Here is a 24,619-nt window from a genome sequence, read left to right as displayed (position 1 = left end):
TATGTCCTGGCGACGTTGCCGTGGGTCCGCATCGACCCGCGACCGGCGCTCGTCGTCACCCCCCATGACAGTACCGACTGGCAGCGTGGCGGTGGCGGATCCGCCGGTTTAATCTATGCTAACGATTAGCCTTGAAGGAGGTCGGGATGATCATTGATGTGCACTGTCACGTCTGGCCGGACCACATTGCGCCGAAGATCCTCGCGAGCCGGCCGGCCGCCCTCGACCCGGTCTTCGACGGCACCGTCGGCGGGCTGCTGAGGACCATGGACGCGGCGGGCGTCGACCGGGCCGCCTGCCTCGGCATCGCGAACGTGGCCCGGACCGTGCACCGGACCAACGAGTTCATCGGCTCGATCGACCGGACCCGGCTGATCCCCTTCGGCACGGTACATCCGGATCTCACGCCCGAAGAGAACCTCCGGTCGCTGACCGACAACGGCATCGGCGGCGTCAAGCTGCATCCGCTCTTCCAGGAGCTGTCGCTGGCCGACCCGCGGGTGATCGCCATCGCGCACGCCCTCGCGGAGGCCGGCATCGTGGTGATCACCCACGCGGGCGCGGGCGGCGACGCCGCGGCCAACGAGCGCGGCGCGCCCCGGAACCTCATGACGCTGCACACCGCCGTGCCCGGGTTGCAGCTCATCGCCTGCCACTACGGCGGCTACCACCGCCTGGACGAGGCCGAGGCGGCGGTGCTCGGCTCGCCGATCGTCCTGGAGACCTCCTGGCCCCCGCGCCTGGCCGACCTGGACCCGTCCCGGCTGCGGTCGATCATCCGCCGCCACGGGGCGGACCGGATCGTGTTCGGCTCGGACTGGCCGATGGCTGACCCGGCGGCGGAGATCGCCACCATTCGCTCGCTGGGCCTGGAGGCGGCCGAGGAGGCCGCCATCCTCGGCGGCACCCTGGCCGGCCTGCTGGGCGTCAGCGGCCACGCCACTCGGGAGTGCGCTTCTCCGTGAACGCCCGCGCGCCCTCGACGGCGTCCTCCGACGACCGGACCGGCTCGTAGATCTCCTGCTGGCGCGCGAACCGTTCGGCCGCGGGCCAGCCCGGCGCCTCGACGGCGATGCGCTTCGCCGCACGGATCGCCAGCGGCGCGTTGCGGGCGATCTCCTGCGCCAGCTCCAGCGCCGTCCCCAGCGCGGCGCCCGGCGGGGTCAGCCGGTTGACCAGGCCCGCGGCGTGCGCCTGCTCGGCCGTCACGACGGCGCCGGTCAGGATCCACTCCATCGCGAGGGCCTGCGGGATGCGGTTCGGCAGCCGCAGCAGGCCGCCCCCGCCCGGCAGCAGTCCGCGGCGCACCTCGGGCAGGCCGAACTTCGCGTCCTGCGCCGCGACGAGCAGGTCGCAGGCCAGGACGATCTCGAAGCCGCCCGCGACGGCGAAGCCCTCGACGGCCGCGATGAGCGGCTTGGCCGGCGGGCCTTCGACGATGCCGGCGAAGCCGCGCCCCGGCACCGCCGGGCGCTCGCCGGCCAGGAACGCCTTGAGGTCCATGCCCGCGCAGAAGCCCTTGCCCGCGCCGGTCAGCACGCCGACGCTGAGGTCGTCGTGCGAGTCCAGCTCGGTCAGCGCGGCGGCGATGCCTTCGGCCGCGGCGGCGTTGATCGCGTTGCGGACCTCGGGGCGGTCGATGGTGATGAGCAGGACGCGGCCGTGCCGCTCGGTGCGTACGGCGCTCACTTGGCCTGCATCCGCACGGCGCCGTCGAGCCGGATCGTCTCGCCGTTGATCATCGGGTTGTCGACGATGTGCAGGGCCAGCCGGGCGAACTCATCCGGGCGGCCGAGCCGGGCCGGGTGCGGGACCTGGCGGGCCAGGCCGTCCTTGATCTCGTCGGAGAAGCGGTCGAGGATCGGGGTGTCGAAGATGCCGGGCGCGATCGTGGCGACCCGGATCAGCCGGCTCGCCAGGTCCCGCGCGGCCACGATCGTCATGCCGACCACGCCCGCCTTGGCGGAGGCGTAGGGGATCTGGCCGATCTGGCCCTCCCAGGCGGCGACCGACGCGGTGAGCACGCACACGCCCCGCTCGCCGTCGACCGGTTCGTTGGCGGCCATCCGGGCGGCGGTCAGGCGCAGCACGTTGAACGTGCCGACGAGGTTGATGCGTACGAGCGTCTCGTAGAGGTCGAGGTCGCCGGGAGAGCCGTCGCGGCCGACCAGCCGCACGGTCCCGCCGCGGCCGGCGCAGTGCACCAGCGCGCGGATCGGGCCGAGCCGCTCGGCGGCGTCGAGCGCGGCGCCGACCGCCGCCGGGTCGGTGACGTCGGCCGGGACGAAGGTGGCGCCGATCCGCTGGGCCACGGACGAGCCGTCGGAGGTGGGCAGGTCGGCGACGACCACCGCGGCGCCGGCCTCGACGAGGCGCGTGGCGGTGGCGAGGCCGAGGCCGGAGGCGCCGCCGGTGACGACGGCGCTGCCGTTGGCAAGGTGCATCTGAACCCCTCAGAGTCGTTCGATGATCGTGGCGTTGGCCATGCCGCCGGCCTCGCACATGGTCTGCAGCCCGTACCGGCCGCCGGTCTGCTCGAGATGGTTGATCAGCGTGGTCATCAGCCGGGCGCCGGACGCGCCGAGCGGGTGCCCGAGCGCGATGGCGCCGCCGCGCGGGTTGAGCCGCGCCGGGTCGGCGCCGAACTCGGCCAGCCATGCGAGCGGCACCGACGCGAAGGCCTCGTTGACCTCGACGGCGTCGATGTCGGCGATGGTGAGGCCGGCCTTTCGCAGTACCTTGTGGGTCGCCGGGATCGGGCCGGTCAGCATCATGACGGGATCGTCGCCGCACACGGCGGACGCGACGATCCGGGCCCGCGGGCGCAGCCCGAGCGCGGCCGCCCGCTCCTCGGTCGTCAGCAGCAGCGCGGCGGCGCCGTCGGTGAGCTGCGAACTGTTGCCCGCGGTGACCTTCCACTCCAGGTCGGGGAACTGCGCGCGCCAGCGCTCGGTGTCGAACGAGGTCCGCAGCCCGGCCAGGCCCTCGGGCGTGGTGGCCGGGCGGATCGTCTCGTCGGCGCGCACGCCCGCGATCGGCACGATCTCGTCCTCGAATCCGTTGGCGGCGGCGGTACCGGCGGCGAGCCGGTGCGACCGCGCCGCGAACGCGTCGAGGTCGGCGCGGGACAGCTGCCACTTGCGTGCGACGAGCTCGGCGGCGACGCCCTGCGGCACCAGGTCCGGGTAGCGCCGCCGCACCGCCGGGCCGAACGGGTCGGCGTCGCCGCGCGCCGAACCCATCGGCACCCGGCTCATCGACTCGACGCCGCCCGCGATCGCCAGCTCGTAGGCGCCGGCGGCGATGCCCCAGTGGGCGAACTCGATCGCCTGCTGGCCCGAGCCGCACTTGCGCTCGATCGTCACCGACGGCACGTGGTCCGGGTAGCCGGCGGCCAGCCAGGCCTGCCGGCCCGGGGTGGCGGACTGCTCCAGGTTCTGCCCGACGCAGCCGACGAGCACGTCGTCGACGGTGGCCGGGTCGATCCCGGTGCGCTCCACGAGCGCCCGCAGCGCGCCCGCGAGCAGGTCGACCGGGTGGGTTCCGGACAGCGCACCGCCCGGCTTGCCGCGGCCCATCGGGGTCCGGACGGCGTCGACGATCACGGTCTGTGGCGCGGCAGCTCCCATGCTTGACAAAGTATCTCTGCATACGAATAGCATCAATAGCAGGGAGGCCTACGTGACAAATCTTGACGGAACGTCCTGGAACGCGGGGCGAGAGGACATCCAGGACGCGGCCCGGCAACTTGCCCGAGAACGCTACGCACCCCGGGCCGAGGCGTGGGACCGCGACCGCACCCGCTTCCCCAAGGACGAGCGGCGGTACCTCGGCTCACTCGGCCTGCTCGGCATCGCGCACCCGGAGCGGTACGGCGGATCCGGCCGGCCGATCATCGACGCCCTGGTGGTCATCGAGGAGCTCGCCAAGGAGTGCCGCCCGGCCGCCTTCCAGGTCTTCGAGGCCAACACCGGCCCGGCGCAGGTGCTCAGCCAGCTCGGCACCGAGGAGCAGCGGGAGCGGTTCCTGCCGGCCATCGTCCGGGGCGAGACGACGATGGCGGTGGCGATCTCCGAGCCGGACGCCGGCTCCGCCGCCACCGACATGGCCACCCGGGCGAAGCTCAGCGACGGCATGTACACGGTGAACGGCGTCAAGCGGTGGATCTCCAACGGCAGCGAGGCCGACAGTTACCTCGTGTACGTGCGGGTCTCCGACGCGCCCGGGGCCAAGGGCATCGGCGCGCTCATCGTCGAGGCGGACCGCCCCGGCGTCAGCTTCGGCACCCCCGAGCGGCTGATGGGCTTCCGCGGCATCCCCAGCGCCGACGTCATCTTCGACGACGTGCGCGTGCCGGAGGAGAACCTGCTCATCGGCGCCGGCGGGTTCCGCAGGCTGTTCACCGCGTTCTCCATCGAGCGGCTCGGCAACGCCACGATGAGCCTGGCGATCGGGCAGGCCGCGCTGGACCGCAGCCTGCGGTACGTCCAGGACCGGGTGCAGTTCGGCAAGCCGCTCGTGGAGTTCCAGAACATCCAGCTGACCCTGGCCGACATGATGTTGCAGGTGGAGGCCGCGCGGCAGCTGCTGTTGCGGGCCGCGCTGCACGCCGGCACCGGCCTGCCGGTGTCGCTGGAGGTGTCGCTGGCCAAGTGCACCGCCAACGAGATGGCCAAGCGGGTGTCCGACCTGGCGATGCAGCTGCACGGCGGCAACGGCTACACGGAGGAGTACGGCATCGAGCGGCTGCACCGCGACGCCCACGGCTGGGCGCTGGCCGGCGGCACGCCGACGATGCAGCGGATGCGGATCGTGTCGGAGATGCTGGGACGATCCTTCGACCAGCGACGGTAGGGGACAGGAACATGGTCAGGGAGTACACCGGCACCACGCCGACCTTCCCGCAGGACGAGTGGTCGCTCGCGACCGTGCTGCGCGCGCACGTCCGCACCCGCCCGGACGCCACCGTGCTGGTCTGCCCCGACGAGGGCGCGCGGTGGACCTACGCGGAGGCGCTGCGCGACGCCGAGGCCATCGCCGGCGCCTGGTACGCGGCCGGCGCGCGGGCCGGCGACCGGGTCCTCGTCATGGCCGCCAACTCCTCGCAGTTCGTGCGCAGCTGGTTCGCCACCGCCGTCGGCGCACTCGTCGAGGTGCCGATCAACACGGCCTACGAGGGCGAGTTCCTGCGCCACCAGAGCCAGACGGTGCGGCCGCGCTGGGCGGTGATCGACGACGCCTTCGCCGAGCGGTTCGTCGCCATCGCCGAGCACACCCGCGGCATCGAGCAGTTCTGGGTGATCGACACCGGGCAGGCCGACAAGGCGGTCGAGCTGCTGCGCACCCACGGCTGGCGGGCCGAGCGCTGGGAGACCCTGCTCGACGGCGAGCGGCTCGTGCTGCCCGACCCGTCGCCGACCAGCCTCGCCTCGATCTTCTTCACGTCCGGCACCACCGGGCCGTCCAAGGGCGTGGCGATGCCGCACTCCCAGATGTACTTCTTCGGTCAGGAGGTCGTCTGGCTGACCCGGCTGACCGCGGACGACGCCTACCTCACCACGACCCCGCTGTTCCACGGCAACGCGCAGTTCATGGCCGCCTTCCCGGCGATCATCGCGGGCGCGCGGGTGGTGGTGCGCAAGAAGTTCAGCGCCAGCCGGTGGATCGACCACGTGCGCGACGACGACGTGACCGTCACCAACTTCGTCGGCGTGATGATGGACTTCGTCTGGAAGCAGCCGCCCCGCCCGGACGACGCCGACAACCGGCTGCGCTGCGTCTACGCCGCGCCCACCGCCAGCTCGGTGCTGCGCCAGTTCATGGACCGCTTCGGCGTCGAGGCGTTCGTCGACGCCTTCGGGCTGACCGAGACCAGCGCGCCGATCCTGTCGCCGTACGGCGAGATCCGCCCGCCCGGCGCCGCCGGCCTGCTCGCCTCCGAGTGGTTCGAGGCGCGCCTCGTCGACCCGGAGACCGACCGCGAGGTGCCGGTCGGCGAGATCGGCGAGCTCGTGGTGCGCTACAAGCACCCGTGGACCTGCAGCCTCGGCTACTACGGCATGCCGGAGAAGACCGTCGAGGCCTGGCGCAACCTGTGGTTCCACACCGGTGACGCGCTGCGCCGCGACGAACACGGCTGGTACTACTTCGTCGACCGCTACAAGGACGCGCTGCGCCGCCGCGGCGAGAACGTCAGCTCCTACGAGGTCGAGCAGGCGATCCTGCAGCACCCCGCGGTGAGCGAGTGCGCGGTCATCGGCGTGCCGGCCGGGGTCGAGGCGGGCGAGGACGAGGTGATGGCGGTCGTGGTGACGGTCGCCCCGGTCACCGCCGCCGAGCTGTGGGACTTCTGCGCCGGCAGGATCCCGGCGTTCGCGACGCCGCGGTTCGTCCGGTTCGTCGACGCGCTGCCCAAGACGCCGAGCGAGAAGGTCCGCAAGGCGGCGCTGCGCGAGGACGGCATCACCGCCGACACCAGCGACCGGACCGCCGTGGTGGGGGCCTGAGGATGCGCCCGTACCGCTCCGTCCTCTTCGTGCCGGGTCACCGGCCCGGCTGGGTGGAGAAGGCCGCCGCGGCCGGCGCCGACGCGGTCGTGCTCGACCTCGAGGACTCGGTCCCGGACGCCGAGAAGGCCGCCGCCCGCGCGACGGTGGCGGCCTCGGTGGCGCGGCTGCGCGCGGCGCACGGCCGCATCGGCATCGGCGTGCGGGTCAACCCGCTCGCCACCGGCCTGGCCGGGGCCGACCTCGAGGAGGTCGTCGTGCCCGGCCTGGACTTCGTCTTCCCGCCCAAGCTGACCGGGCCCGACGACGTGATCCGGTTCGACGCGCTGCTCGACCACTTCGAGCGGCGCAACGGCGTCGCCGGCCTGGAACTGCTCGTGCCGACCGAGACGATCGGCGCGATCGAGCACTGCGCGGCGATCGCGGCCGGGCCGCGGGTCGGCGGCATGATCGGGCCGACGGCCGAGCACGCCGACATCACGCGGGTGGTCGGCTTCGAGTGGACGCCGGAGGGCGACGAGACGCTGTACCTGCGCAGCCGCATCCTGCTGGCCTGCCGCGGCGCCGGCGTCCACCCGGTGACCGGGCTGTGGGAGCGGCTCGACGACCTCGACGGCCTGCGCGACTTCGCCCTCCGCGGCCGCCGGCTGGGCTTCCGCGGGATGATCGCGATCCACCCGCGGCACGTGCCGGTCATCAACGAGGTGTTCAGCCCGGGCCCCGAGCAGGTCGCGTTCTACCGCGGGCTCGCCGAGGCCTACGAGCGGGCGAGCGCCGCCGGCACCGGCGCGGTGCGGTATCGCGGCGTGCACGTCGACAAGGCCCACTACGACACCGCGCTGGAGTGGCTCGCCACCCACGCCGACGAGGGAGACCGATGAACGAGCGTCCGCTGTCCGGCATCCGGGTCCTCGAGCTCGGCACCATGTACGCCGCACCGACCGCCGGTCGGATGCTGCGCGACTTCGGCGCCGACGTGGTCAAGGTCGAGGACCCGGTCGTCGGCGACTACGCCCGGCAGTGGACGCCGCAGAAGGACGGGCTGTCGCTGGGCTTCAGCCGGCTCAACGCCGGCAAGCGCTCGGTCGCCGTCGACCTGCGCCGCGCCGAGGGGCGGGACCTCGTCCGGCGCCTCGCGGCCGGGTTCGACGTGGTGATCGAGTCGTTCCGGCCGGGCCGGCTGGAGGGCTGGGGCCTGGGCTACGACGTGCTGTCGGCCGGCAACCCGGGGCTGGTGCTCACGCGGGTCTCCGGCTTCGGCCAGACCGGCCCCTACCGGCAGCGGCCCGGCTTCGGCACCGTCGCGGAGACGGGCAGCGGCTTCGCGTACATCAACGGCTGGCCCGACACGCCGCCGACCTCGCCGCCGTTCGGCTTCGCCGACTCGATCGCCGGGATCGCCGCCGCGATGGGCACGGCGATGTCGCTCTACCGCCGCGAGCGCACCGGGCTGGGCGACGTCGTCGACGTGGCGCTGTACGAGCCGCTGATGTTCATCGTCGGGGACATGATCCTCAAGTACCAGACGAGCGGCGAGATCCAGGGCCGGGTCGGCAACGGCACCGGCTCGGCCTCGCCGCGCGGCGTCTACCGGGCCGCCGACGGCGGCTGGCTGTCGATCGCCGCCTCCAACCAGACCATCGCCGAGCGGCTCTTCGCCGCGATGGAGCGCCCCGACATCCCGCTCGACCCGCGCTTCGCCACCAACGTCGCCCGGATGGCCAACAACGACGCGATCCAGGCGGAGGTCAGCGCCTGGGTGGCGACCCGGCCCCGGGACGAGATCCTCGCCGTGCTCGACAAGCACGAGGTGGTCGCCTCGGCCGTCAACGACGCCCGCGACATCCTCGCCGACCCGCACTTCCGCGAGCGCACACTGGTCGAGCTGACCGGCAGCGAGGTGCTGGGCTCCGTGCTGATGCCCGGTCCGGTCCTGCACCTGGCCGGCTCCCCGGACCCGTCCTACGCCGGCGTCCCCGCCATCGGCGAGCACACCGACGCGGTGCTCGCCGACGTGCTCGGGCTGGACGACGACGCGCGGGCCGAACTGCGCGCCGCCGGCGTCACCGCGCCCGCGCCGTAGGGCAGGCCGCGGGCGCTGCGCGCCGCCGGCACGCAGCGCCCGCGCCTACGGCTGGCCGCCGTCGACGGTGACCAGGGCGCCGGTGGTGAAGCTCGACGCCGCCGAGGCCAGGTACAGCACGGTGCCGACGATCTCCTCCGGATGCCCGCCGCGGCCGAGCGCGAACGTGGCCGCGCGGGCGGCGAACGCCTCGGCGTCCCAGTGCCGGCTGACGTCGGTGAGGAACGTGCCGCAGACGACCGCGTTGCAGCGCACCTTCGGCCCGAACGTGTGCGCCAGGCCGGCGGTGAGGTTGTTCAGCCCCGCCTTCGCCGCCGCGTAGGGCAGCACACCGGCCCGCGGGCGCACGCCGACGCCGCTGGAGATGTTCACGATGCTGCCGCCGTCGCCGGCCGCCATCCGGGTGCCGACGAGCGCGGAGAGCCGGAACGGGCCCTTGAGGTTGACCGCCAGTACCTTGTCGAACAGCTCCTCGCTGACCGACTCGAGGGTGTCGTACAGCGGCGCCATGCCGGCGTTGTTGACCAGCACGTCGACCCGGCCGAACCGCGCGTAGGCGGCGTCGACCAGCCCGGGCAGCTCGTCCCAGCGCCCGACGTGCACCGCGTGGGGCAGGGCGGCGCGGCCGGTCTCCGCGGTGATCAGTTCGGCCTGCCGGCGGCACGAGTCCAGGTCGCGGCTGGCCACCACGACGTCCGCGCCGGCCCGCGCGAGGCCCAGCCCGATCTGCGCGCCGAGGCCGCGGCTGCCGCCGGTGACCAGCGCGACCTTGCCGGTCAGGTCGAACGGGGTGCCGGCGAACGGTGTGGTCATGGATCTCCCTCCCGAGGGCTATTCCTTGTTATGGTAATCATTAATTGCCCCGGGTTGGGAGATGGAGGTCGCCGTGTCCGACGCGCTGTTCGATCTGCCGGAGCGCTACCGCACGCTGCAGGCCGAGGCCCGCGAGCTCGCCGAGTCACTGCGCGAGCGCGCGGCCGAGGCCGACGAGCGCGACGACGTCGACCCGCACATGCGGGCGGCCCTGGCCAAGAGCGGGCTCGTCGGGCTGATGGTCCCGGCCCGGTTCGGCGGGCGCGCCGAGCTGGTCGACTCGCTGGCCGTCACCGCCGTGCGCGAGCAGCTCGCCGCCGTCAGCGCGCACCTCGACTCGCTCTTCGCGATGCAGGGCATCGGCGGCTACGCCCTCGGCGTCGGCGCGGCGCCCGCCGTGCAGGAGCGCTGGCTCGGCCCGATCGGCCGCCTCGACGCGATCGCCGCCCTCGGCCTCACCGAGCCCGACGTCGGCTCGGACCTGCGGGCCATCACGACCACGCTCACCCGCGACGGCGACGAGCTGGTGGTCGACGGCCGCAAGTCGTTCATCACCAACGCCGGCGACGCCGACGTCTACACCGTCCTGGCCCGCGCCGGCGACGAGTACTCCCTCGTGCTCGTGCCCGCGGACACCCCCGGCGTCGCCGTCGAGCGGCCGCACCAGATCATCGCCCCGCACGTCCTGGGCGACGTCGTGCTCGACCGCGTGCGGGTCCCGGCCGACCACCTCGTCGGCGCGGCCGGCGAGGGCTTCGCGCTGATGCTGGCCACCCTCGCCACGTTCCGGGTCTCCGTCGCCGGGGCCGCCGTCGGGCTGGCCGAGGCGGCGCTGCGCGAGGCGGTCCGGCACACCACCGGGAGGTCGCAGTTCGGCACCCCCCTCGCGCGGCTCGGCCCGGTGCCGGCCCTGCTGGCCACCTGCTGGACCGAGATCGAGATGGCCCGCGCGCTCACCTACCGCGCGGCCGCCGCCGCGGCCCGCGACCCGCGCGCGAGCCTGCACCTGTCGTCGATGGCCAAGGTCGGCGCGACCGAGACGGCCGGCCGGGTGGTCGACCGGTGCGTGCAGGTGATGGGCCGCTTCGGCCTGGTCCGCGGCTCGGTGATCGAGCGGCTCTACCGGGAGGCCCGGCCGATGCGCATCTACGAGGGCTCCACCGAGGTGCTGCTCGACGCGCTCGCGAAGCAGCTCGTGAAGCGCTTCTCCTGACCGAATCCCGGGGTACCGCTGGATCCCGACGTACCGAATGGAGCCCAGGCATGCGCTTCGGACTGGCCGTGCAGAACGACTTCCCGCCCGACCGGCGCCCGGCCGACCTGATCGGGCCGATGCGCGAGCAGGTCGCCGCGGCCGCCGACGCCGGGCTGTCGTCGGTCTGGATGCTGCAGCACTACCTCGGCAACATGCCGACGCTGCAGCCGATCCCGACGCTCGCCGCGATCGCCGCCGAGGCCGGCGAGATGGCCGTCGGCACCAACATGCTGATCCTGCCGCTGCACCACCCGGTCGAGGTCGCGGAGCTGTACTCCACGCTCGACCACATCAGCGGCGGCCGCGCGATCGCCGGGTTCGGCCTGGGCTACCGCGAGAACGAGTTCGAGTCCTTCGGCATCCCGCTCGACGAGCGCGTCTCCCGCTACGAGGAGTCCGTCGCCGTCGTCCGCGGCCTGTGGTCGGGAGCGCCGGTCGACTTCGCCGGGCGGCACTACACGCTCAAGGGCCAGCGGATCAGCCTGCCGCCGGTGCGGCCGGGCGGGCCGCCGATCTGGGTCGGCGCCGGCGCCCACCGCACCGGCGCCCGGCGCGCGGCCCGGCTCGGCGACGCCTGGATCATCCCGCCGCACGTGACCCCGGAGCGGCTGGCGACGGTGCTCGGCTGGTACCGGGCCGAGATCGCGGCGGCCGGCACGCGCGGCGACCGGGACGTCGTGGTGCGGCGGGAGCTGGTGCTCGACCACGACCCCGAGCGGGCGATGGCGATCGGCGCCCGGGCCCGCGGCAACCTCACCCGCGCCTACAGCGCCTTCAACGCCCCCGACGCCACCGCGAGCTACCGGCAGCTGAGCGACGCGCAGGCGGCCGAGGACGTGGCCGCGCACTCGTACATCTTCACCACCCCGGCCGAGTGCGTCCGCCGGCTCAAGGACCTGCAGGAGCTCGGCGTCACCTACGTCATCCTGCGCATGCAGTGGCACGACCTGCCGCAGGAGCAGGTGCTCGCGACCCTCGCCCTGTTCCGGAACGAGGTACTGCCCCACTTCCCGCGTCACGGAGGCTGAACAGATGACGGATGTCGAGGTCGAGCGCCGGGGCTCCGCGGTGTGGATCCGGCTCAACCGGCCCGAGCGGCGCAACGCGTACGACGCCCCGATGGCGCACGCGATCGCCGACGCCCTGGAGGATGCGGCCGCCGCGCGGTCGGTGGTCATCACCGGATCCGGCGGCAGCTTCTGCGCCGGGGGAGCCCTCACCGGCCTGGCCCAGCCGACCATGGAGAACATGCGCGGGCTGTACCGCGCGTCGCTGCGCCTGCTCGACGCCGTGCGGCAGTGCCCGCGGCCGGTCATCGCCGCGGTCGGCGGGGCCGCGGCCGGCGGCGGCAACGAGCTCGTGGTCGCCTGCGACCTGGCGGTCGCCGCCCGCTCGGCGACGTTCGGCCAGACCGGGCCGCGCGTGGGCAGCTCGCCGGTGATGGGCGCCACCAACGTGCTGGCGACGCAGATCGGCGAGAAGCGGGCCAAGGAGATGGCGATGCTGTGCCGGCGGTACAGCGCCGAGCAGGCCCTTGGGCTCGGCCTCGTCAACGAGGTGGTGGACGACGACGCGCTCGAGGCGCGGGTCGCCGAGGTGTGCGCGGAGATCGAGGCGCTCAGCCCGCGGTACCTGGAGATCACCAAGGTCAGTTCGAACGTCTGGTGGAACGCCGCGCGCGACTCCTTCAGCACCGGGCTGGGGATGCTGGTGCAGGCGGTCGGCAGCCCCGACATGGTCGAGGGGGCCACCGCCTTCCTGGAGAAGCGCCGCCCGCGGTTCCCGGACCCGGCCTGAACGGCGGTCCGCCGGGCCCCGGCGGACCGCCTGTCGCGTCACGGCATGCGCTCGTAGGCGGGCAGCGTCAGGAACTCGGCGAACTCGTCCGCGAGGGCCATCTCGGTGAACAGCGCGCGGGCCTCGGCCCACCGGCCGCCCTCCGGCGCGATCGCCGCCATCTCCTCGTCGATGAGCCGCTCGACGAGGGCGCGGTCGACGACCTGGCCGTCGTCGAGCCGGACCGCGGTGTGCAGCCACTGCCAGACCTGCGAGCGGGAGATCTCGGCGGTCGCCGCGTCCTCCATGAGGTTGTTGATGCCGACCGCGCCGGTGCCGCGCAGCCACGCCTCCAGGTAGCGCACGCCGACGCTGATGTTGCTGCGCAGCCCGGCCTCGGTGACCGCGCCCGGCGTGCTGCGCACGTCGAGCAGCTCGGCGGCGGTGACGCGCACGTCGTCGCGGGTGTTGCCGAGCTGGTTCGGGCGGTCGCCGAGCACGCCGTCGAACACCTCGGTGCACAGCGCGACCATCGCCGGGTGCGCGACCCAGGAGCCGTCGAAGCCGTCGTTCGCCTCGCGGGTCTTGTCGCCGCGGACCTTCTCGAACGCGGCCGCGTTGACGGCCTCGTCCTTGCTCGGGATGAACGCGGCCATGCCGCCGATCGCGTGGGCGCCGCGCTTGTGGCAGGTGCTCACGAGCAGCTCGGTGTAGGCGCGCATGAACGGCACGGTCATCGTCACCGAGTTGCGGTCGGGCAGGAGGAAGTCGTCGCCGTGGGTGCGCAGCTTCTTGATGACGCTGAACATGTAGTCCCAGCGGCCGGCGTTGAGCCCGGCCGAGTGCTCGCGCAGCTCGTAGAGGATCTCCTCCATCTCGAACGCGGCCGGGAACGTCTCGATGAGGACGGTGGCGCGGATGGTGCCGCGGGGCAGCCCGAGCGCCTCCTGGGCGTGCAGGAAGACGTCGTTCCACAGCCGCGCCTCGAGGTGCGACTCCATCTTGGGCAGGTAGAAGTAGGGCCGGGTGGCGTGGTGGTTGTGGAAGCAGTACAGCGCGAAGTCGACCAGGGAGCCGGACACGGGCTGCCCGTCGACGAGGATGTGCTTCTCCGGCAGGTGCCAGCCGCGCGGGCGCACCACGATCGTCGGCCGGGGGCCGTCGGTCAGCCGGTAGTGCTTGCCCTCGGGCGAGGTGAAGCTGATCGTGCCGGCGACCGCGTCGCGCAGGTTGAGCTGGCCCTCGATCATGTTCTCCCAGAGCGGGGTGTTGGCGTCCTCGTGGTCGGCCAGCCACACCTTGGCGCCGGAGTTCAGCGCGTTGATCGTCATCTTGCGGTCGGTCGGGCCGGTGATCTCGGCGCGGCGGTCGACCAGGCCGGGGGCGGGCGACGCGACGCGCCACGACTCGTCCTCGCGGACGTCCTTGGTCTCGGCCAGGAAGTCGAGCGTGCCGCCGGCGGCCAGCTCGGCGTAGCGGCGGTCACGGGCGGCGAGCAGCTCCCGTCGCCGCGGCTCGAACCGGCGGTGCAGGCCGGCCAGGAACTCCAACGCGGCCGGCGTGAGGATCTCGTCGTAGCGATCGTGCAGCGGGGCGACAACCTGAGCGGACAAGGCGGACCTCCTCGGGATTCGCCGTCATCGTGGCCCCCCGAGGTACTTTTCCGCAATATGCTCCTAGTTTTCCGTTAGTCGGAAAACCGGTCCGTCCTCAGGGCGGTGGCCGCCGCGGTGAGCACCGGCACGGCCGACCGGATCAGGTCGTCGGTCATCCGGGTCACCGGGCCGGAGATCGAAACGGCCATCGGGACCGCGTCCGACGGCGGCAGCGCCACCGCCACACACCGGACCCCGGCCTCCTGCTCCTCGTCGTCGATCGCGTAGCCGTCGCGGCGCACCAGCTCCAGCTCCGCCGCCAGCGACGCCGCCGCGCTGGGAAGGTGCTCGGCCAGCGCCTGCAGCCGGCGCGGCGGCAGCTGCGCCAGCATGGCCTTGCCGACCGCGGTCGAGTGCGCGCCGGCGTGCCGGCCCACCTCCGTGAACATGCGCATCGAGTGGCGGCCGGGGACCTGCGCGACGTAGACCACGCGCACGCCGTCGAGCTTGGCCAGGTTCGCACTCTCGTCGAGCTGGTCGACGACGCGCTGCAGGTGCGGGGTGGCCCACCGGGCCGTCGACCAGCCGGAGGCCTCGCCCAGCCGGGTCAGCCGGGCGCTGAGGGCATAGGCCCGGTTCGACTCCTGCCGCACGTAGCCGGCGGCGACCAGCGTGCGCAGCAGGCGATGAATGGTGGCGAGCGGCAGCCCGGCGGCGTCGCGCAGCTCGGTGACCGAGGCCGTCCCGCCCGCCGCCGCGAGCGCCTCCAGCAGCTGGAAGGCGCGCAGGATCGACTGGACCGGCGCGTCGCCCGGCGCGGCGTCGTCACGCATCGGTGGCCGCCGGGTCGAGGTGGGCCCGGGGGATCCGGTGCGGCGGCAGCAGGCGGTCGGGCACGCCGAGGCCGATGAGGGCGAACCGGGCCGAGCGCCGCCAGTCGTCCTGGGTCGTGGCGCGGTCGGTGGCCAGCCGCACCGACAGCCCGCCGACGAACAGTGCGACGTCGTCGTCGGTCACCTCGGCGCGGACCACGCCCGCGGCCCGGCTCTCGTCGGTGAGCTCGGCGATGGTCAGCCGGGAGGCGACGTGCACGTCGCGCATCTCGGCCGTCGGGCGGCCGCCGAACAGCTCCAGATAGAGCCGGTTGGCCTGGTTGTACTCGAACGCGCCGAACACGAAGTCGACCAGGCCGGACCCCCTGCCGTCGGAGCCGGCCTGCGCGTCGAGCGCGATGCGGTGGATCTGCGCGAACTGGCTCGTGGCGACCGCGATCTGCAGCGCCTGGCGGGTCGGGAAGCTGCGGTAGACGGTGGTGCGGCTGACCCCGGCCCGTTCGGCGATCTTCTCGACGGTGCCCATCATGCCGTCCTCGGCGAAGATCTCCAGGGCCGCGTCGACGACGAGGTCGCGGTTGCGCTGCCCGTCGCTGCGCAGGGCGCGGCCGTCCTCGGCCGCCAGGCTGCGCACGATGGCCTCCGCCGTGGTGCTGCGTCTCATGCCTCGCAGTATGACCCAGCCCCTCGCCTTGTCGAGACCACGCAAACCCTTGCCATGGAACGATCCCGCTCGTACGCTCCGAAACGTACAGTGGTGTTCGTTTACTGCGGGAGGTACCGATGAAGGCCCGCGTTGATGCCGAGCGCTGCCAGAGCCATGGCGTGTGCGTCGTGACGGCGCCCGAGCTGTTCCGGTTCCAGGACGACGGCACGGCCGTCGCCGTCGACCGCGAGCTGGGCCGGGCCGACCTCGACGGGGCCCGGGCGGCCGAGGCCAGCTGCCCGGAGCTCGCGATCGTGCTGGAGGACGCAGAGGAGAGGGTGCGATGACGCCGGCGATCGCCGACCACGTCGAGATGACCCGGGTGGTCGCCTATCACGAGGTGCAGGAGGTCCTGCGCTCGTCCGGCTTCTGGCCGTCGATGTTCGTGCGGGTCAGCGGCCCGCTGCTGGAGGGCACGCTCATGACGCTCAGCGTCGAGGAGCACCTCAAGCGCCGCCGCACCGAGGTCGTGATGTTCTCCCGGGCCCAGCTGATGGACTACGAGCTGCGCACGGTCGTGCCGGCGCTGCGCGAGCAGCTGGAGGCGGCGTTCGACGGCGGGGCGGCTGCTCCGAAGGTCGACATCATGCACGTGATGCGCGACGCCCTGCTGCGGGTGACCGCGAAGGTCGTCGGCATCGACGACCTGGCCGGCCCGGCCGACGTCGACGAGCTGCGGGAGCTGGCCGAGCACTTCGGCGAGGGCTCGTCGGCCGAGTGGGCCATCCACGACCGCGAGGCCGTGGTCGCCGCCGCCGTGGCCGCCAAGGACCGCTTCGGCGAGCGCTTCTTCCGCCCCGCCATGCAGCGGCGCCAGGCGCTGCTGGCCGCGGCCGCCGAGGTTCCCAACGACCTCACCACGCTGCTGCTGCGCAACTACGGCGACTGGGAGCCCGAGAAGCTGCTGCGCGAGGTCATCTTCTACGTCACCGCGTCGGCGAACACGACCACGCACCTGGCCCCGCACGTGCTGCAGGAGGTGCTCGCGCACTTCGAGCGCCGGCCGGAGGACCGGGCCAAGGCGGGCGACCTGTCGTTCCTGCAGCGGGCGGTGAGCGAGGGCCTGCGGCTGCACCCGACCGTGCCGGCCCTGCTGCGCCTCGCGCTCGAGGATGTAACGCTGCCGAGCGGGCGGACGTTCGCGGCCGGGGAGCAACTGCTGCTCGACCTCAACGAGGCCAACCGCGACGAGACCGTCTTCGGGCCGACGGCGCAGGAGTACGACCCCTACCGGCCGCTGCCGCCGCGCACCACCGCCTACGGGCTGGCGTTCGGCGACGGGGCCCACACGTGCCTCGGCCGGCAGGTCGCCGTCGGGGCGGGCAACGGGTCGGTCGACCGCGACGACGTCCCCGCGGGCGTGCTCACCCGGCTGCTGCAGGAGGTGCTGCGGTACGAGCCGGCCATCGACCCCGCCGACCCGCCGGTGTTCCGGGAGAACACCGCGACCATGCGGTTCGCCCGGTTCCCGGTCGTCCTGCGGGCCCGGCCGGCCGCCGCCGCGGGCGGTTGCCCGTTCCACGCCACGTCCGCGGAGGGTGCGCCATGACCGAGATGTACCGCATGCCGATCGGCTTCGGCCCGTCGCTCGGCCCGCGCCAGGGCCCCGGCGGCCGCCGGTTCACCGGCGAGCCGATCCGCACGAACCTGCTCACCTGCGCCTACCGCACCGACCCCGACCGGCTGGCGGCCGTGCTGCCGGCGCCGTTCGTCCCCGCGCCCGACCCGGTGGTGACCGTCCGGGTGCTGCACAACCTCGGCTTCCCGTGGCTGGCCGGCCGCGGCTACAACTACTTCGAGGTGCTCTTCCGCGCGGTCCACCGGGGCGCCGCGGGCGAGACCCTCGGCGACTTCGTCGCGGTGATGTGGGAGAGCATGGCCGACCCGATCATCGTCGGCCGCGACGAGGCCGGGCATCCGAAGCTCTTCGCCGACGTCTCCGCGCCGCACAACATCGGCGGCGGTGTCGAGGTCACGGCAAGCTGGGAGGGCTTCGAGTTCGGCCGGCTGCGCCTCGACGGCGCTTCGCTCGGCGACTGGCCCCACGAGCTGGAGCAGACGACCGCGTTCGCCGACCCGGCCGGCGCCACCCCGCTGCCGCGGTTCAACTACAAGTACTTCCCGAGCACCACCGAGCCCGGCAAGGCCGCCGTCGGCGAGGTGGTGATGATCCCCGCCGGGGTGTACCGCCAGCAGGTCCTCACCCGGTGGACCGGCACCGGCGGCGTCAGCTGGCGCGAGGCCCGCTGGGAGGACCTGCCGACCTTCGCCCAGGTGGTCAACGGCCTGGCCGCTCTGCCGCAGGTGGAGCCGCTGCCCGCGAGCCTGACGCAGCTGGTCAAACTGACCAACGACCTCCGCGACGAGCTCCAGCTCCTGCACTAGCCCTGCCCGCCCGCCCGTCCTGCCCGCCCGTGGTGCCCGCCCGTGGTGCCCGCCCGTGGTGCCCGCCCGTGGTGCCCGCCCGTGGTGCCCGCCCGTGGTGCCCGCCCGTGGTGCCCGCCCGTCCTGCCCGCCTGCTCCGCGCGGACCGCCCCGCCCGTCCCGCCCGCTCCGCTCCGCCCGGACCGCTTTGCCGCCCCGTCCGTCCCGCGCTGCCTGCCTGCCCGTCCTGCCCTCCCCGTTCCGTTCGTCGATCTTGGAGTTGTGGTGCCAGGACACTCCCAGAATGCCCGGTTTGTGAGGCACCACAACTCCAAGATCGACGCACCGGGGGCGGCGGCCGGGACGGAGCGGCCAAGCGGAGGGGGAGTGGCAGGCGAAGTGGAGGGGGGCGGGCGGCGCGGCGCGCGGCCGGGCCGGCTGAGGCGGGCGGAGCTGGCCGGGTGAGCTTCGCAGGCAGAGCGGAGTGGGTGGGCAGTGCGGGCAGAGCGGGGCGGAGCGGCGGGCAGAGCGGGGCGGGTGGGCAGCGCAGGGCGGGCGGGGTGGAGTGGCGGGACGGGCGGGGCGAGCAACACGGGCAAGGGCGGAGCGGGCGCAGGAGTGACCGCAGCGGGCGGTGCGAGCGGAGCGGCCGGAGCAGGCAGGCGGCGCGGGCAAGGGAGATCCCTTGACCGCATTCTATGCGCATCATTAATCTGAAATGGTTCTCGGGGAAGGAGTGGCCCATGACCTTCGTCATCGACGCCGACCGCAACTCGGCGAACATCGCCGGCAACGTGCTACCACGGTTCAACCTGGCGCTCGACCACGCGCGGGACCCGTTCCGCCTGTTCGCCGAGTACCGCACGCACGACCCGGTGCACTGGGGACTGCCGAGCGACCCAAGGCTGCCCGGGCTGTGGTACCTCTTCCGGCACGCCGACTGCTCGACGCTGTTCCGCCTCAGCGTCGAGCGGCCGGACGTGCTCGGCGCGACGCCGGCCGGGCTCGGCTGGGACTTCGGGGCCGGCGCGCCGCCGGAGACCCAGTCCTACTTCACGCTGCGCAAGTCGTTCCTGACCGCGATGAACGACCCCGACCACGCCCGCGTCCGGTCGGTCATCGCCGGCTACTTCACGCCCAAGCGCGTGGCGGAGTTCCGGCCCCGGCTGGAGCAGATCGTCGCCGGACTGTTCGACGACATCGAGGCCGAGGCGGCGGCCACCGGCGGGTTCGACTTCGCCGCGCTGCTCGCGCACAAGCTGCCGCTCATCGTGATGTCGGAGCTCATGGGCGTCCCGCCGGAGGACCGCGACACCGTGCTGAGCCTGTCCGACCGGCTCATGCAGGGCTTCGACGTCGACGGCTCGTTCGACCGTATCCTCGTCGCGGCCGAGGGCGCCGAGGGCTTCGCCCACTACCTCGACGCGCTCTTCGCCGCCCGGCGCCGCGGCGGTACCGACGACGTCATCGGCGCGATCGTGGCCGCCGCCGACGAGGACCGGATGTCCGAGCCGGAGCTCTACGGCACGATCTCGACGCTGCTGCAGGCCGGGCAGTCGCCGGCGATGGGCCTGCTCGGCGTCGGCACCCTCGGCCTGCTGCAGCAGCGGGACCGGTTCGAGGAGCTGGCCGCCGACCCGGACCGGCTGGTCGTGCCGGCCACCGAGGAGCTGCTGCGCTGGGTCAGCCCCGCGCAGGCACCGCCGCCGCGCTGGCTCTACGCCGACGTCGAGATCGGCGGCAAGCTGCTGCGCCGCGGCGAGGCCGTGGTCGCCCTCATCGGCGCGGCCAACCGCGACCCCGAGGTCTTCCCCGACCCGGACCGCATCGACTTCACCCGCCGCCCGAACCCGCACCTGGCCTTCGGCGGCGGCATCCACCGGTGCCTCGGCTCGACGCTCGCCCGCCTGGAGGGGCAGGTCGTGCTGAAGGAGCTGGTGACCCGGTTCCCGACCGTCGACCTGCGGCCCGGGGGCGGGCTGGTGTTCCAGGACCGGCACATCGCCCGGGCCCTGATCCACCTGCCCCTGCAGGTCCGCTAGCCGTTCCACCGAGAGGACAGGTGACCTCGTGAGCCCCGACCAACTGCGCTGCCCGGTCAGCCACACCGACTACCGCCACGACGGCCCGATCCTCTCGCACTACGCGATGGCGTCCGCCGAGCGCGAGGCCGAGCCGTTCTACCTCAACGACGCGACGAGCCATCCCTTCTGGATGCTGACCCGCTACGAGCACGTGCTCGAGGCGATCCAGATGCCGGAGTACTTCTCCAACTCGGTCTCCAACGCGCTGAGCCCCGACCGCAAGGTCCGGTTCATGCCGAACAACCTCGACGGCGAGGAGCACCTGCGGCTGCGCCGGGTGCTCAACCGCTGGTTCTCGCCGGCCGCCGTGCGCAGCCTCGACGGCCTGGCCAAGCAGCGGGCCCGGGACCTCATCGGGGAGATCGCCCCGCTGGGCCGCACCGACCTGGTCGACGGCTTCGCGCTGCGCTACCCGACCGAGATGTTCCTGGCGACGATCGGCATGCCGGTCGAGGACGGCCCGAAGTTCCTGGACTGGGTCGGCGCGCTGTTCTCCAACCTCTACAAGGGCCCGGAGGCCGAGGCGGCGGTCGCGTCGATCCGGCAGTACTTCGACGACGCGATCGAGGACCGCCGGCGCAGCCCGCGGGACCCGGAGACCGACTTCCTCAGCCGCATGCTGCACCCCGACCACGGCCCGCAGTGGCTCGACCAGGAGGACCTCAAGACGGTCTGCCTGTCGCTGGTCACCGCCGGGCTCGACACCACCCGCAGCGGCCTCGGTTACGTCTTCGCCCACCTGGCCACCCACCCGGAGGACCGGCAGGCCCTGGTCGACGACCCCGAGCTGATCCCCAAGGCCATCGAGGAGTTCATGCGGCTGTACTCGCTGATCCTCCAGGAGGGCCGGCTGGTGCTCAAGGACATCGACTTCCACGGCCTGCCGATGAAGGCCGGCGACATCGTCTGGCTCGGCATCGCCTCGGCCAACCGCGACCCGCGCAAGTTCGAGTGCCCGGAGGAGTTCCGGCTCGACCGCGCGAACACCGGCCACCACCTCGGCTTCGGCGCCGGGCCGCACCGCTGCCTCGGCATGCACCTCGCGCGCCACGAGCTGGAGGTCGTCGTTCGCGAGTGGCACCGGCAGATCCCGCAGTACGGGCTGGCCCCGGGCACCGAGCTGATCGAGCGCGGCCACCAGCTGAGCCTGCGCTCGCTGCCGCTGGCGTGGCCGGCCCAGCAATGACGGGGCCGGGGATCGTCGTCGTGGGCGGCGGGCTCGGGGGCCTGCGCGCCGTCGAGTCGCTGCGCCGCCTCGGCCACACGGGGCCGGTCACGCTCGTGAGCGACGAGCGGCTGGCCCCCTACGACCGCCCGCCGCTGTCCAAGCAGCTGCTGCACCCCGACCGGCTCGGCGAGCCGCCGTTCCTGTGCGCGCCGGAGGCCTACGACGGCCTGTGCGAGCTGGTCCTCGGCCGCCGTGCCGTCCACCTCGACGTGGCCGCTCATACGGTACTGCTGGACGACGGCACCGCCGTGCCGTACACGGCGGCGGTCCTGGCCACCGGCACCAGCCCGCGCCGGCTGCCCGTCCTCGACGGCCTGTCGCACACCGTGCGCACCTACGACGACGCCGTGCGGCTGCGCCGGGCGATCCTCGACCACGAGCGCCTGGCCGTGGTCGGGGCGGGCTTCATGGGCTGCGAGATCGCCTCGGCGGCGACCGCCGCCGGCACGCCGGTCACGGTGATCGAGGCGGCGCCGACGCCGCTGTTCGGCGCCCTCGGCCCGGCCGTCGGCGCCCACGTCCGCGACCTGCTCGCGGCCGACGGCGTCGACGTGCGCTGCTGCGTCTCGGTGACCGGCGTGGGCGGCGACGGCGGCCATCGTCGTCTCGTGCTGTCCGACGGCGGCACGGTCGGCGCGGCCGTCGTGGCGGAGTGCGTCGGCGTCCGGCCGGCCGTGGACTGGCTGCGCGACGCCGGCCTGGAGCTCGCCGACGGCATCGTCTGCGACGCCTACGGCGAGACCTCCGCGCGCGACGTCTACGCGGTCGGCGACGCGGCCGCCTGGCGCTACCCGGGTGCGGCGGCGCCGGTGCGGGTCGAGCACTGGACCACCACCACCGCCCAGGCCCAGGCCGTGGCCCGCAACCTGCTGGCCGGCCGCGACGAGCGGCAGCCGCTCGACGCGCCGCTGCACTACTTCTGGAGCGACCAGTGCGGCACGAAGCTGCAGTGCTTCGGCCTGCCCGGCGCGGCCGACGAGGTCGAGCTGCGGGCCGGCGCCGACGGTCGCTCGCTGCTGGCCGCCTACGGCGACGGCCGGCGGGCCACCGCCGTGCTCGGCATCGGCCGGCCCAAGCAGGTGCTGCACCTGCGCACCCGCCTGGCGTCCGGTGCCTCGTTCGCCGAGGTCGCCGGGGCCGTCCGCGAGCTCGCGGCGGCCTGATGAGCCCGAACCGAAGGGAGCGGACATGACCGTGGACAACGGCGACCTCACCGTGGAGGTGGACCGGGTCGCCTGCGAGGGCCACGCCCTCTGCCTCGTCTACGCCGCGGAGGTGTTCGACATGGACGACGAGGAGCGCGCGGTCGTGCTCGTGGACCCGGTGCCGGGGTCGCTGCGCGGCGCGGTCGAGGACGCCGCGAGCAACTGCCCGGTGCAGGCGATCCGGCTGCACGCCCAGAGCGCGGCGAGCGCGTGACCGCCTCCGGCGACGTCGCCGTCGTCACCGGGGCGGCCAGCGGCATCGGCGCGGCCACCGCGCGGCTGCTGGTGGGCCGCGGCTGGCGGGTCGTGCTGGCCGACGTGCAGGCCGACCCGCTCGTCGAGCTGGCCCGGGAGCTCGGCCCGGCCGCGCTGCCGCTGCGCGTCGACGTGGCCCACGAGGCGGACGTCGCCGCGGCGGCGGACCAGGCCGTGTCGGTGTTCGGCCGGCTGGACCTGATGTTCGCCAACGCCGGCGTGTTCGGTGCCTACGGGCCGATCCACACCGCCGACCTGGCCGCCGTCGACGCCACCTGGGCGATCGACCTGCGCGGGGTGTTCCTGTCGATGAAGCACGCCGCCCGGGTCATGCGCCCGCGGCAGCATGGCGTCATCGTCGTGACCACCAGCCCGGCGGCGGTTGCCGGCGGCGTCGGCAACCACGCGTACAGCGCCGCGAAGGCCGGCGTCCTCGGGCTCATGCGCTCGGTGGCGGGCGAGCTGCGCCCGCACGGCATCCGGGTCAACGCGGTCATGCCCGGCCCGACGGCCACGCCGATGAACGCCGACCTCGCCGTCGGCGACGTCACCGCCATGGACCGCACGATCGAGCTGCTGCAGGCCCGCACGGACGGCAAGCGCCCGATCTTCGCCGAGGACATCGCCGAGGCGGTGGCGTTCCTGGCCGGCCCGGCCGCGGAGATGATCACGGCGCACACGCTCGTGGTGGACGGCGGGTTCACCGCGATCCCGGGCGACTCGCGGTGGGCCCGCGGCGACCACGAGGCCGGCGGCGCGATCTTCGAGGCCGGGCGGCGGGCACCCTGACCGGGGCCGGCCCGGCGGACACCCGGCTCCGCGTCGCGGTCGTCGGCGCCGGGGCGCTCGGGCAGCTCGTCGGTGCCCTGCTGGCGCACGACGGGCGGGCCGCGCCGACGATCGTGAGCCGCCGCCCGGAGGCGGTCGAGGCCATCCGGTACCGCGGGATCGAGGTCCGCCGGCTGGCCACCGGCGACCCGCCGCTGCACGCCCGGCCGGCGGTGGTCGCCGCCGCGGACGCCCCGTCGGCGGCGTTCGACGTGGTACTGCTGCTGAACAAGAGCTACGACACCGGCTGGGCGATCGGGCTGGCCCGCACCCTCGCCGCCGCCGACGGGGTCGTCGTGGCCCTGCAGAACGGGCTGAGCTCCGCCGAGCGGGTCGAGCGGGCCGACCCGCGCGGCGTCGCCGGGGTGATCTACCAGGGCGCCGAGTACGTGGGCCCGGGCGTGGTCGACCACACCGTGGCCGGCGCGCTGGTGGCCGCGCCGCCGCCGGCCCGGGCCGCCCGGGCCGCCGCCCTGCTGGGCCGGCTCGACTCGCCGGCGCTGCCGGTGCGCGTCGTCGCCGACCGCGACGCGATGCTCTGGGAGAAGGCCGTCGGCGCCGTCTCCAACGCCGTGTCCGGGGCGCTGTTCCTGCCGGTGCGGGCGATCACCCGCAGCGCGTCGGCGTGGGAGGTCCTGGAGCGGGCCCGGGCCGAGGTGCTCGCGGTCGCCGCGGCCCGGGGCGTCCGCGTCGACTTGGAGGTGCTGCGGTCGCGCTTCGCCGGGCGGCCGGTGGCCCGGGACAACCCCGGATCGACGTACCAGTCGCTGCGCAGCGGCCGCGGCACCGAGATCGGCGACTTCATCGGCGAGATCGAGGCGTGCGGCGCCGAGCGGGGCGTGCCGACGCCGGTGCTCGCGACGCTGCGGCTGCTGGTGCGGGCCCGCGAGGAACTGTCCGCTTCGGTCCCGGCACACCCCGTCACCAGCGAGGACGCGCCGGACGGGAGCAACCGGCCGAACGCCTGACTCTGCGCTGGTCAAGTCGATCGAGAGTGTTACGGGGCAGTGTCAGTTCCTTGACACCCCCGTTTCAGTCATACCATTATCAGTAATTACGAGATCGCCCCCAATCAACGTTGCGAGGGG

The 24,619-nt window shown here is 73.8% G+C and carries 24 protein-coding genes; 17 read left to right on the top strand and 7 right to left on the bottom strand.

The genetic code is table 11. From position 1 onward, the window contains the following. The first annotated feature begins 146 nt into the window (after positions 1–146). The gene (locus tag IEZ31_RS11140) at positions 147–965 is read left to right on the top strand and encodes an amidohydrolase family protein (protein ID WP_190249717.1); all 819 of its coding nucleotides are present in this window, start codon (positions 147–149) and stop codon (positions 963–965) included. Here the strand turns inward: IEZ31_RS11140 and IEZ31_RS11135 are convergent. Genes IEZ31_RS11135 through IEZ31_RS11125 form a run of 3 tightly spaced genes read right to left on the bottom strand, consistent with a single transcriptional unit; the run spans position 928 to position 3,629 of the window. Continuing rightward, complete coding sequence (locus IEZ31_RS11135; protein WP_190249716.1) at positions 928–1,689, bottom strand: crotonase/enoyl-CoA hydratase family protein; 762 nt, start codon at positions 1,687–1,689, stop codon at positions 928–930. The genes IEZ31_RS11140 and IEZ31_RS11135 overlap by 38 nt on opposite strands. Next, complete coding sequence (locus tag IEZ31_RS11130; protein ID WP_190249715.1) at positions 1,686–2,444, bottom strand: SDR family NAD(P)-dependent oxidoreductase; 759 nt, start codon at positions 2,442–2,444, stop codon at positions 1,686–1,688. Before IEZ31_RS11130 ends, IEZ31_RS11135 begins: the two co-directional genes overlap by 4 nt. 9 nt (positions 2,445–2,453) lie before the next feature. Then, a complete protein-coding gene (locus tag IEZ31_RS11125) occupies positions 2,454–3,629 on the bottom strand; it encodes a thiolase family protein (RefSeq protein WP_190249714.1) in 1,176 nt (391 codons plus the stop codon). 52 nt (positions 3,630–3,681) lie between these two features. Here IEZ31_RS11125 and IEZ31_RS11120 point away from each other — a divergent pair, with 52 nt between their 5' ends. Genes IEZ31_RS11120 through IEZ31_RS11105 form a run of 4 tightly spaced genes read left to right on the top strand, consistent with a single transcriptional unit; the run spans position 3,682 to position 8,589 of the window. Continuing rightward, a complete protein-coding gene (locus IEZ31_RS11120) occupies positions 3,682–4,854 on the top strand; it encodes an acyl-CoA dehydrogenase family protein (RefSeq protein WP_229834678.1) in 1,173 nt (390 codons plus the stop codon). An 11-nt stretch (positions 4,855–4,865) separates the two neighbouring features. After that, positions 4,866–6,506 carry an AMP-binding protein gene (locus IEZ31_RS11115; protein WP_190249712.1) on the top strand — a complete coding sequence of 547 codons (1,641 nt, stop codon included), beginning with the start codon at positions 4,866–4,868 and terminating at the stop codon, positions 6,504–6,506. A gap of 2 nt (positions 6,507–6,508) precedes the next feature. Continuing rightward, positions 6,509–7,387 carry an HpcH/HpaI aldolase/citrate lyase family protein gene (locus IEZ31_RS11110; protein WP_190249711.1) on the top strand — a complete coding sequence of 293 codons (879 nt, stop codon included), beginning with the start codon at positions 6,509–6,511 and terminating at the stop codon, positions 7,385–7,387. Then, the gene (locus tag IEZ31_RS11105) at positions 7,384–8,589 is read left to right on the top strand and encodes a CaiB/BaiF CoA transferase family protein (protein ID WP_190249710.1); all 1,206 of its coding nucleotides are present in this window, start codon (positions 7,384–7,386) and stop codon (positions 8,587–8,589) included. The genes IEZ31_RS11110 and IEZ31_RS11105 overlap by 4 nt, the downstream gene beginning before the upstream one ends. A 45-nt stretch (positions 8,590–8,634) precedes the next feature. Here the strand turns inward: IEZ31_RS11105 and IEZ31_RS11100 are convergent, their stop codons facing one another. Continuing rightward, on the bottom strand, positions 8,635–9,402 hold the full coding sequence (locus IEZ31_RS11100; RefSeq protein ID WP_190249709.1) for an SDR family NAD(P)-dependent oxidoreductase: 768 nt from the start codon (positions 9,400–9,402) through the stop codon (positions 8,635–8,637). A gap of 73 nt (positions 9,403–9,475) precedes the next feature. Between IEZ31_RS11100 and IEZ31_RS11095 the strand changes: the two genes are divergently transcribed. The 3 genes from IEZ31_RS11095 to IEZ31_RS11085 are packed head-to-tail and all read left to right on the top strand — an operon-like array spanning position 9,476 to position 12,454. Further along, on the top strand, positions 9,476–10,615 hold the full coding sequence (locus IEZ31_RS11095; protein ID WP_229834677.1) for an acyl-CoA dehydrogenase family protein: 1,140 nt from the start codon (positions 9,476–9,478) through the stop codon (positions 10,613–10,615). A 50-nt stretch (positions 10,616–10,665) separates the two neighbouring features. Further along, positions 10,666–11,685, top strand: coding sequence for an LLM class flavin-dependent oxidoreductase (locus IEZ31_RS11090; protein WP_190249707.1), 1,020 nt, complete (start codon positions 10,666–10,668; stop codon positions 11,683–11,685). Positions 11,686–11,689: 4 nt separating this feature from the next. Further along, entirely contained in the window at positions 11,690–12,454 is a 765-nt protein-coding gene (locus IEZ31_RS11085; protein WP_190249706.1) for an enoyl-CoA hydratase/isomerase family protein, read from the top strand. 38 nt (positions 12,455–12,492) lie between these two features. On the opposite strand, the gene aceB is transcribed toward IEZ31_RS11085, so the two are convergent. The 3 genes from aceB to IEZ31_RS11070 all read right to left on the bottom strand — a co-directional run bounded on the left by aceB (position 12,493) and on the right by IEZ31_RS11070 (position 15,525). Then, the gene (gene aceB, locus IEZ31_RS11080; protein WP_190249705.1) at positions 12,493–14,046 is read right to left on the bottom strand and encodes a malate synthase A; all 1,554 of its coding nucleotides are present in this window, start codon (positions 14,044–14,046) and stop codon (positions 12,493–12,495) included. A gap of 74 nt (positions 14,047–14,120) precedes the next feature. Next, complete coding sequence (locus tag IEZ31_RS11075; protein ID WP_190249704.1) at positions 14,121–14,861, bottom strand: IclR family transcriptional regulator; 741 nt, start codon at positions 14,859–14,861, stop codon at positions 14,121–14,123. Beyond that, on the bottom strand, positions 14,854–15,525 hold the full coding sequence (locus IEZ31_RS11070; protein WP_190249703.1) for a TetR/AcrR family transcriptional regulator: 672 nt from the start codon (positions 15,523–15,525) through the stop codon (positions 14,854–14,856). The genes IEZ31_RS11075 and IEZ31_RS11070 overlap by 8 nt, the downstream gene beginning before the upstream one ends. 119 nt (positions 15,526–15,644) lie before the next feature. Between IEZ31_RS11070 and IEZ31_RS11065 the strand changes: the two genes are divergently transcribed. The 9 genes from IEZ31_RS11065 to IEZ31_RS11025 all read left to right on the top strand — a co-directional run bounded on the left by IEZ31_RS11065 (position 15,645) and on the right by IEZ31_RS11025 (position 24,499). Continuing rightward, positions 15,645–15,854, top strand: a complete 210-nt coding sequence (locus IEZ31_RS11065; protein ID WP_190249702.1) for a ferredoxin — start codon at positions 15,645–15,647, stop codon at positions 15,852–15,854. Next, on the top strand, positions 15,851–17,116 hold the full coding sequence (locus IEZ31_RS11060) for a cytochrome P450 (protein WP_190249701.1): 1,266 nt from the start codon (positions 15,851–15,853) through the stop codon (positions 17,114–17,116). The genes IEZ31_RS11065 and IEZ31_RS11060 overlap by 4 nt, the downstream gene beginning before the upstream one ends. After that, positions 17,113–17,952 carry an acetoacetate decarboxylase family protein gene (locus IEZ31_RS11055; RefSeq protein WP_190249700.1) on the top strand — a complete coding sequence of 280 codons (840 nt, stop codon included), beginning with the start codon at positions 17,113–17,115 and terminating at the stop codon, positions 17,950–17,952. The genes IEZ31_RS11060 and IEZ31_RS11055 overlap by 4 nt, the downstream gene beginning before the upstream one ends. Before the next feature lie 722 nt (positions 17,953–18,674). Continuing rightward, positions 18,675–19,973, top strand: a complete 1,299-nt coding sequence (locus tag IEZ31_RS11050) for a cytochrome P450 (RefSeq protein ID WP_190249699.1) — start codon at positions 18,675–18,677, stop codon at positions 19,971–19,973. Between the two features lie 28 nt (positions 19,974–20,001). Then, entirely contained in the window at positions 20,002–21,201 is a 1,200-nt protein-coding gene (locus tag IEZ31_RS11045; RefSeq protein ID WP_229834676.1) for a cytochrome P450, read from the top strand. Continuing rightward, positions 21,198–22,406, top strand: a complete 1,209-nt coding sequence (locus tag IEZ31_RS11040) for an NAD(P)/FAD-dependent oxidoreductase (RefSeq protein WP_190249698.1) — start codon at positions 21,198–21,200, stop codon at positions 22,404–22,406. The genes IEZ31_RS11045 and IEZ31_RS11040 overlap by 4 nt, the downstream gene beginning before the upstream one ends. A 25-nt stretch (positions 22,407–22,431) precedes the next feature. Further along, entirely contained in the window at positions 22,432–22,662 is a 231-nt protein-coding gene (locus IEZ31_RS11035; protein ID WP_190249697.1) for a ferredoxin, read from the top strand. Continuing rightward, positions 22,659–23,492: an SDR family oxidoreductase gene (locus IEZ31_RS11030; protein WP_190249696.1), complete on the top strand. Its 834-nt coding sequence runs from the start codon at positions 22,659–22,661 to the stop codon at positions 23,490–23,492. Before IEZ31_RS11035 ends, IEZ31_RS11030 begins: the two co-directional genes overlap by 4 nt. Further along, on the top strand, positions 23,429–24,499 hold the full coding sequence (locus IEZ31_RS11025; protein WP_190249695.1) for a ketopantoate reductase family protein: 1,071 nt from the start codon (positions 23,429–23,431) through the stop codon (positions 24,497–24,499). The genes IEZ31_RS11030 and IEZ31_RS11025 overlap by 64 nt, the downstream gene beginning before the upstream one ends. The last annotated feature ends 120 nt before the right edge of the window (positions 24,500–24,619 follow it).

Source organism: Dactylosporangium sucinum (genome assembly GCF_014647515.1).
Lineage (GTDB): Bacteria > Actinomycetota > Actinomycetes > Mycobacteriales > Micromonosporaceae > Dactylosporangium > Dactylosporangium sucinum.
Note: the sequence above shows the minus strand (reverse complement) of the source record. Positions and strands in the feature narration are given on the sequence as shown.

What these genes read in the sequence shown, in the direction of transcription:
- IEZ31_RS11140 (WP_190249717.1), top strand. Translation starts at nt 147, where the DNA reads ATGATCATTGATGTGCACTGTCACGTCTGGCCGGACCACATTGCGCCG.
- IEZ31_RS11130 (WP_190249715.1), bottom strand. Translation starts at nt 2,444, where the DNA reads ATGCACCTTGCCAACGGCAGCGCCGTCGTCACCGGCGGCGCCTCCGGC.
- IEZ31_RS11125 (WP_190249714.1), bottom strand. Translation starts at nt 3,629, where the DNA reads ATGGGAGCTGCCGCGCCACAGACCGTGATCGTCGACGCCGTCCGGACC.
- IEZ31_RS11115 (WP_190249712.1), top strand. Translation starts at nt 4,866, where the DNA reads ATGGTCAGGGAGTACACCGGCACCACGCCGACCTTCCCGCAGGACGAG.
- IEZ31_RS11110 (WP_190249711.1), top strand. Translation starts at nt 6,509, where the DNA reads ATGCGCCCGTACCGCTCCGTCCTCTTCGTGCCGGGTCACCGGCCCGGC.
- IEZ31_RS11105 (WP_190249710.1), top strand. Translation starts at nt 7,384, where the DNA reads ATGAACGAGCGTCCGCTGTCCGGCATCCGGGTCCTCGAGCTCGGCACC.
- IEZ31_RS11100 (WP_190249709.1), bottom strand. Translation starts at nt 9,402, where the DNA reads ATGACCACACCGTTCGCCGGCACCCCGTTCGACCTGACCGGCAAGGTC.
- IEZ31_RS11090 (WP_190249707.1), top strand. Translation starts at nt 10,666, where the DNA reads ATGCGCTTCGGACTGGCCGTGCAGAACGACTTCCCGCCCGACCGGCGC.
- IEZ31_RS11085 (WP_190249706.1), top strand. Translation starts at nt 11,690, where the DNA reads ATGACGGATGTCGAGGTCGAGCGCCGGGGCTCCGCGGTGTGGATCCGG.
- IEZ31_RS11075 (WP_190249704.1), bottom strand. Translation starts at nt 14,861, where the DNA reads ATGCGTGACGACGCCGCGCCGGGCGACGCGCCGGTCCAGTCGATCCTG.
- IEZ31_RS11070 (WP_190249703.1), bottom strand. Translation starts at nt 15,525, where the DNA reads ATGAGACGCAGCACCACGGCGGAGGCCATCGTGCGCAGCCTGGCGGCC.
- IEZ31_RS11065 (WP_190249702.1), top strand. Translation starts at nt 15,645, where the DNA reads ATGAAGGCCCGCGTTGATGCCGAGCGCTGCCAGAGCCATGGCGTGTGC.
- IEZ31_RS11060 (WP_190249701.1), top strand. Translation starts at nt 15,851, where the DNA reads ATGACGCCGGCGATCGCCGACCACGTCGAGATGACCCGGGTGGTCGCC.
- IEZ31_RS11055 (WP_190249700.1), top strand. Translation starts at nt 17,113, where the DNA reads ATGACCGAGATGTACCGCATGCCGATCGGCTTCGGCCCGTCGCTCGGC.
- IEZ31_RS11050 (WP_190249699.1), top strand. Translation starts at nt 18,675, where the DNA reads ATGACCTTCGTCATCGACGCCGACCGCAACTCGGCGAACATCGCCGGC.
- IEZ31_RS11040 (WP_190249698.1), top strand. Translation starts at nt 21,198, where the DNA reads ATGACGGGGCCGGGGATCGTCGTCGTGGGCGGCGGGCTCGGGGGCCTG.
- IEZ31_RS11035 (WP_190249697.1), top strand. Translation starts at nt 22,432, where the DNA reads ATGACCGTGGACAACGGCGACCTCACCGTGGAGGTGGACCGGGTCGCC.